The 6,367-nt window shown below is 75.3% G+C and carries 8 protein-coding genes; 2 read left to right on the forward strand and 6 right to left on the reverse strand.

Annotated elements, in window-relative coordinates; genetic code table 11:
* Positions 1-58: 58 nt before the first annotated feature.
* The 5 genes from ACI79Q_RS18305 to ACI79Q_RS18325 form a co-directional block, all read right to left on the reverse strand.
* The gene (locus tag ACI79Q_RS18305) at positions 59-1,102 is read right to left on the reverse strand and encodes a hypothetical protein (RefSeq protein ID WP_456615149.1); all 1,044 of its coding nucleotides are present in this window, start codon (positions 1,100-1,102) and stop codon (positions 59-61) included.
* Positions 1,099-1,788 carry an RNA polymerase sigma factor gene (locus tag ACI79Q_RS18310; RefSeq protein WP_456600532.1) on the reverse strand — a complete coding sequence of 230 codons (690 nt, stop codon included), beginning with the start codon at positions 1,786-1,788 and terminating at the stop codon, positions 1,099-1,101. Before ACI79Q_RS18310 ends, ACI79Q_RS18305 begins: the two co-directional genes overlap by 4 nt.
* 111 nt (positions 1,789-1,899) lie before the next feature.
* Positions 1,900-2,253 carry a hypothetical protein gene (locus ACI79Q_RS18315; protein WP_456600533.1) on the reverse strand — a complete coding sequence of 118 codons (354 nt, stop codon included), beginning with the start codon at positions 2,251-2,253 and terminating at the stop codon, positions 1,900-1,902.
* Between the two features lie 59 nt (positions 2,254-2,312).
* On the reverse strand, positions 2,313-2,789 hold the full coding sequence (locus ACI79Q_RS18320) for a GNAT family N-acetyltransferase (protein WP_456600534.1): 477 nt from the start codon (positions 2,787-2,789) through the stop codon (positions 2,313-2,315).
* Complete coding sequence (locus ACI79Q_RS18325; protein ID WP_456600535.1) at positions 2,789-3,367, reverse strand: TetR/AcrR family transcriptional regulator; 579 nt, start codon at positions 3,365-3,367, stop codon at positions 2,789-2,791. The genes ACI79Q_RS18320 and ACI79Q_RS18325 overlap by 1 nt, the downstream gene beginning before the upstream one ends.
* Positions 3,368-3,462: 95 nt before the next feature.
* On the opposite strand from ACI79Q_RS18325, the gene ACI79Q_RS18330 reads away from it, so the two are divergent.
* Together ACI79Q_RS18330 and ACI79Q_RS18335 are read left to right on the forward strand one after the other, a co-directional pair.
* Positions 3,463-4,626 (forward strand): acyl-CoA dehydrogenase family protein, encoded by a 1,164-nt coding sequence (locus tag ACI79Q_RS18330; RefSeq protein ID WP_456615150.1) that lies wholly within the window; start codon positions 3,463-3,465, stop codon positions 4,624-4,626.
* A 109-nt stretch (positions 4,627-4,735) separates the two neighbouring features.
* Positions 4,736-5,179, forward strand: coding sequence for a DUF1707 SHOCT-like domain-containing protein (locus ACI79Q_RS18335; RefSeq protein WP_456589870.1), 444 nt, complete (start codon positions 4,736-4,738; stop codon positions 5,177-5,179).
* Between the two features lie 154 nt (positions 5,180-5,333).
* Here ACI79Q_RS18335 and ACI79Q_RS18340 read toward each other — a convergent pair whose 3' ends face one another.
* Positions 5,334-6,197 carry a F510_1955 family glycosylhydrolase gene (locus ACI79Q_RS18340; protein ID WP_456600537.1) on the reverse strand — a complete coding sequence of 288 codons (864 nt, stop codon included), beginning with the start codon at positions 6,195-6,197 and terminating at the stop codon, positions 5,334-5,336.
* Between the last annotated feature and the right edge of the window lie 170 nt (positions 6,198-6,367).

Below are 6,367 nucleotides of genomic sequence, written 5' to 3' on the forward strand. Positions count from 1 at the left end.
TCTGCACACTCGCCCCCATCGGGCCGTCGACGGGGGCCGGTGTGCAGATCTCGTGGGCTCAGGGGTGGTAGGTCACCTGCTCGGCGAACTGCAGGACCTGCTCCTGGGTGAACGCGTCGGGCACCTGGAGGGTGAAGGTCGTCCCGTCCTCGAACTGCGCCTGCAGGAACCAGCCCCGGTCCCTGGGCCCGTTGTCGACCCGGACCAGAGCTGCCGGCCGGCCCTGCACCACCACCTCCAGCTGCGGCCCCACCGGACCCATGAGGTTCGCGCGCACCTCGGCGAGCGGCGACACGTCCTCCGGCAGCGGCACGTGCACCGTGATCGTCTGCTGCTCGTAGGCGTCGTTCACCAGGGTGAGGACCCGCCCCATCTTGTAGAACTGCACCGACCAGCCCAGCGGTGCGAGCTCGGCGGCGAGCGTGGCCCGCTGCGGCCGATCGACCAGCGACTCGGCGACCGCGAGCAGGTCGGCGGTCGCGCTGTACCGGCCCTCACCGGTCATCGTCACCCACTGGTCGTCCCTGCGTTCCCAGAGGAGCTCGGCGAAGCGCTCCCGCCCACAGACCGTCAGGCCGTCGTCGCAGTACACGTCCCGGGTCCCGTGGACCAGGTCGGCGGACACACCGTCGACGCTGATTTGCGAGCGCTCCGTGACGTCGACGTGCTCGAAGGAGTCCTCCCACCCGTCGGGCTCGTCCCCGTGCACCCCCACGGTGAACCGGTCGGCCCCGTCCGCGGAGTCGTACTCGGCGAAGCCGGCGGACTCCCCGTCCCCGGTGAAGCCGGGCCGCATCCCCACGGGCTCGGGCTCCAGCGACAGCGGGAAGGTCGGCATCCGGAAGTCCACCAGGGTCACGCTCTCTGCCGGGGTCCCCGGCCCGTCGGGCGCGGCGATGACGACGGCGGCGGCCCAGGCCGCCGCCACCGTGACGGCGGCCAGCCCGATGCGCAGGGTGGCCTTACGGCTCGGCCGGCGCGCCCGTCGGGGGGCCGGCCCCTCGATCTCGGCGAGCAGCGCGGCGCGGGCGGCCGAGCGGGCGGCGGGGGAGAGCGGCGGCGCCGCGGGGCCCGCCTCGCGCAGGAGCGTCACGTCGTTCATCGGTCCTCCTCCTCGGAGGTCGGGTCGAGCGGGAGGACGCCGCCGAGCGCGGCGCGGGTCTGGCGGCGAGCGCGGTGCAGCCGGGACCGCACCGTGCCGACGGGGACGTCGAGGACGGCGGCGATCTCCTCGTAGCCGAGCTGGCCCCAGGCGAGCAGCAGCAGGGCGTCGCGGTCGCGCGGCTTCAGGCCGGCGAGCGCCGCGGCGAGCGGGCCGCGCAGCGCCTCGGCGTCGAGCCGGCCGGCGGCGTCCCCTGGGTCGTCGCCGGGCCGCTCGGGCTCGGCGGCCGCGCGGGCCAGCGCCTTGTAGCGGCGCTGCTCGGTGCGCACGTGCCCGTGGACGACGTTCGTCGCGATGCCCAGCAGCCACGGCCGGACCTCGACGTGGTCGGCCCGGTAGGCCGCCCGGCGCCGGAAGGCGATGAGGAACGTCTCGCTGAGCAGGTCATCGGCCAGCTCCCCCACCCGGCGGCCCAGGTAGCGGTGCACCGTGGCAGCGTGCCGGTCGAACAGCGGGGCGAACTCCGCCGGGTCGTCGACCGACCGGGCGATCAGCTCCGCGTCGCTGGGGAGCGAGTCGGGCAGGGCGCGCAGCCGCGGGGGTTCGGCGGGTGGACCGGCGGACCGGTGCAGCGCCGTCGGGGTCACGGCCGGTGGTGATCCGGCCGCGATCGGTGAAGTGGTCACATCCCTTGATGTCCGGAGCGGCGGATCCGGTTCACGGCTTCCTCCTGGGAGACCGCGGTCGCCTCCCCGCCGCCGGGAACGCCGGCGATCCCGCGGGAACGTCGCCGACGCTCAGCCCTGGCAGTTCTCGTCGCCATAGGCGCTGACGGTGTCCGCCGCGGCGAGGAACTCCGTCAGCTCCTCCTCGCCCAGCTGCCCCTCCGCGACCGCGCTGTCCAGGTCGCCAGCGGCAGGGAAGTTCTCGGCCATGTACCGGGCGGCCTCCTGCACCTCGTCCACCTCGTCGGGAACGCTGTCGGCCAGGTCCTCGAGCACCTCCCGGGCCTCCTCCCCGTCCTCCGGCTCGATCTCGGCGGTCGCCAGGTACTGGTCGCAGAAGTCCTCGACGCTGGAGCCACCGCAGGCGGTGAGGCCGAGCGGAGCGGTCGCCACGGCGGCGAGCAGGACGAGCTCCCGGATGCGCATGGCTCCACCCTCACACAGCGCGGCCGCGAGGAAGGGGACCGGCCGGTATCCGAACGGCCTCAGGTCGCGTCGAGCTCCTTCGCGAAGAACAGCGAGTCCACCGCGTCCGGGTCGCCCACGTAGTCCCCGAACGCGCCGATCGGCCGGTACCCGGCGCCCGAGTAGAGGCCGATCGCCTCCGGCTGTAGTGGGCCGGTCTCCAGCCGCAGGCTGGTCCACCCCCGGGCGCGTGCGGCGTCCTCCAGCCCGGCGAGCACCGCCTTCGACACCCCGCGGCCCCGTGCCGCCGGCACCACGTACATGCGCTTCACCTCGGCCACGCCGTCGCCGAGCGCCCGGAGCGCCCCGCAACCCAGCGGAGTCGCGTCGTCGTCGCGGGCGAGCAGCACCACGGCGACGTCGGCCGCGGAGGGGTGGGTGCCCGGCTCCTCCTTGCCGCCGTAGCGGGCGCGGACCTCCGTCTGCTGGTCGGTGGTCAGCCGTCGCACGTCGGCGTCGTCCCACGCCGCTTCCTCCACCCGCACGGCGGAGATCATCACAAGGTGATGCCGTGCAGCAGCAGGGCGGCCAGCTCCCGGTAGGCCGTCGCGTCGTCCAGGCCGGTCGCGCGCCCGGTGTCGCCGCGGCCGATGCGCAGCATCAGCGTGGTCACCGTGTCGGCAACCAGCGCCGGGTGCACCTCGCGGAACCGGCCCTGGGCGACGCCCTCGGCGATCAGCTCGCGCACCCGCCCGGCCGCCAGGGCGGTGTTGCGCTCGTAGATCTCCCGCCCCGGGGGAAAGGCGTCCAGGTCCCGGTGGAAGGCCGGCCCCGCGGGGGCGAGGGCGGCGGCGACCGCGGTCAGGTAGGCGGTCACCCGCCGGGCGGGGTCGGCCTCGGTGACGGTGCGCGCCTCGACCGCCGCCGTCGCCTTGCGGAAGAAGTGCCGGATCACCCGGAGCGCCAGCTGCTCCTTGCTCCCGGCCAGCGCGTAGAGCGTGCTCTTCGAGCAGCGCAGCCGGACGGCGAGGTCTTCGAGCGTGAACCCGGCGAAGCCCTCGGCGAGGAACACCTCCTCGAGCTGGTCGAGCAGCTCGGCCTGGCGACGGGTCAGCCGCCCCTCAGCGGTCTCCATGCCACCTCCTCCCGGCGGGCCAGCATGGACCTGGTCGCAGAACAGTACTGCGGTACGGTCAGCAGTACTGTTCCCCGACCTTCCGGAGGAGATCCGTGGCCGTCGAGCGCGAGCTGCCCACGCCCGAGGCCGAGGACCTGCTGGCCCTCACCCGGGAGATCGCCGACGCGGAGCTCGTGCCGAAGGCGGCGGCCTACGAGCGGGAGGAGCGCTTCCCCCGCGAGGTCTTCCGGCTGCTGGGTGACGCCGGCCTGATGGGCCTGCCGTTCCCCGAGGAGGTAGGGGGCGGCGGACAGCCCTACGCCGTCTACCTGCAGGTGCTCGAGGAGCTGGCGGCCCGCTGGGCGAGCGTCGCCCTCGGCATCAGCGTGCACACGCTCGCCTGCTCCCCCATCGCGAACTTCGGCACCGAGGCGCAGCGCCGGGACCTGCTGCCCGAGATGGTCGGCGGCGGGCTGCTGGGCGCCTACTCGCTGTCGGAGGCGCATGCCGGCTCCGACGTCGCCGCGATGCGCGCCACGGCCACCGCCACCGACGACGGCTGGGTCGCCCGCGGCGAGAAGGCGTGGGTCACCCACGGCGGGCACGCCGACTTCTACTCGACGTTCCTGCGCACGCCCGCGGACGGACCCCGGGGCGTCTCCTGCTTCCACCTGACGCCCGACCTGCCCGGGTTCAGCGCCGCGAAGCCCGAGGAGAAGATGGGCCTGACCGGCTCCACCACCGCGGCGATCCGCCTGGACGACGTGCCGATCCCCGCCGACCGGCTGGTCGGCGAGCCCGGGCGGGGCATGGCGATCGCCCTCGGGGCGCTGGACTCCGGGCGGCTGGGCATCAGCGCCGTCGCCGTGGGGCTGGCGCAGTCGGCCCTCGACGTCGCCGTCGCCTACGCGGTCGAGCGAGAGGCGTTCGGCCGCCCGATCGCCGAGCACCAGGGCGTGGCCTTCCTGCTGGCCGACATGGCGGCGGCCGTGGAGTCGGCCCGCGCCACCTACCTGGTCGCCGCCCGCCGCAAGGACGCCGGCAAGCCGTTCTCCCGGCAGGCCAGCATCGCCAAGCTGGTCGCCACCGACGCGGCGATGAAGGTGACCACCGACGCCGTCCAGGTGCTGGGCGGAGCCGGCTACACCCGTGACCACCCGGCCGAGCGGTACATGCGCGAGGCGAAGGTCATGCAGATCTTCGAGGGCACCAACCAGATCCAGCGCATGGTCATCGGCCGCCACCTCACCGCCCAGGCGGCCCCGCCGGCGGGCTGACCCGCGCCTCCACGCAGCTGACGGGTTCCACGTGGAACCGGTGACAGCTGTCAGTGGTCCACGCCCGCCCCGCCGGACCAGACTGGTGTCCCCGAGCGAGGAGAGCACCGTGCCCGAGCCCTACCTGCGCGCCGCCGACTCCGACCGCGCCGCCGTCGCCACCGCGCTCGGGCACGCCATGTCGGAGGGCCGGCTCACCGTCGCCGAGTACGACGAGCGCCTCGCCCGCGCCTACGCCGCCCGCACCTTCGGTGAGCTGGCCGAGCTCACCGCCGACCTGCCGGCCGCACCCGCCCGGCCCGCGCCGGCGCCGGTTCCCGCGGGCACGAGCCCCTGCACGCCCGGCGCCACGCGCCACGGGTTCTCACACGGCCGGCAGGCCTGGGGATCGTGGTCGAGCACGGCGCTGCTCGTGCTGGCGATCTGGGCGGTGACCTCGATCGCCGCAGGCGAGTTCCTGTACTTCTGGCCGTTCTGGGTGATCGTCCCCTGGGGTGCCTTCCTGCTGATGGGCCACCTGGGGGAGCGGGGACGCCGCCGGCTCCCCGGCTGACGGGGGCTCGTCACACCCCGCGGTACAGCTCCGTGAAGGTCGTCCCGCCGTCGGTGGAGGCGAGGACCGCGCCCGGCACGGCGGACCCGGCCCGTTCCGGAGTTCGAGGGATCGGCGTTGCGCGACTGACCGACCGGCTGACCCGCGCCGGGGCTCAGGCCGACAACAGCGTGGTGAACGTGGCGCCGCCGTCGGTGGATTCCAGCAGGCCGTGGTCGGCCACGACGAGGACGCGCACGTCGCCGTCGACGGTGGTCGCGGCCACCGCTTCCGGCGTCGCGTCCAGATGCCCGCGGTGGGTCCAGCTGGCCGCGGCGTCGGTACTGGTCCACACCGCGCCGTCTGGTGTGATGCCGACCGCGGCCGTGCCGTCACCGAGCCAGGTGACCACCTGTAGCAGCGGAGCCCCGTCTACCGGCGCCCACGTCGCTCCGGCGTCGGTGGAGCGCAGCAGCCCGGCACCGGTGGTGGCCAGCACCTGGCCGTCGGGGGCGGCGGTGAGCGTGTGCGGCTCGGCCGGGATGGCCAGCTGCTCCCAGGTGGTGCCGTCGGTGGTGCGCAGCAGCGTTCCGTCGAAGCCCAGCGCACCGCCTCCGGGCAGGGCGGTGAGGGCGTGGAAGTCCGACTCGCCGGTGCGCGACAGCGGCGTCCAGGTCTCACCCCCGTCGGTGCTCTCGATGAGCCCGACCGGGTTGGGCAGGTCGGTGCGCAGCCCAGGGTGGCCCGAGGCCAGGTAGTGGTCGGGGCCGGCGACGGTGAACCCCATCAGGTCGATGACCGGGCCGACGGCTGCCGGCCGGCCGTCGTCACCGACGGTGACCAGCCCTTCGTGGGTGGCCAGCAGCAGTGCACCGTCGCCCGGGTCGACGGCGACGGCGTGCACGTGCGCGGCCGGCAGCGTGCCGGTGATGTCGCCGGGCGCGGGTGCGGCGGGTGTGCCGGTGGGGGCGCAGCCGGTGAGCAGGGTGAGCAGAGCGGCGCCGGCGAGGGCGGTACGGGCGGTGCGGCGCGTGGGCATGGTGGAACTCCATGGGTGGTGCAGAGGCGGATCGGGCGGGTGAGGTGGGGGGGGGGGGGGGGGGGGGGGGGGGGGGGGGGGGGGGGGGGGGGGGGGGGGGGGGGGGGGGGGGGGGGGGGGGGGGGGGGGGGGGGGGGGGGGGGGGGGGGGGGGGGGGGGGGGGGGGGGGG

It is taken from the genome of Blastococcus sp. SYSU DS0828 (genome assembly GCF_054050975.1).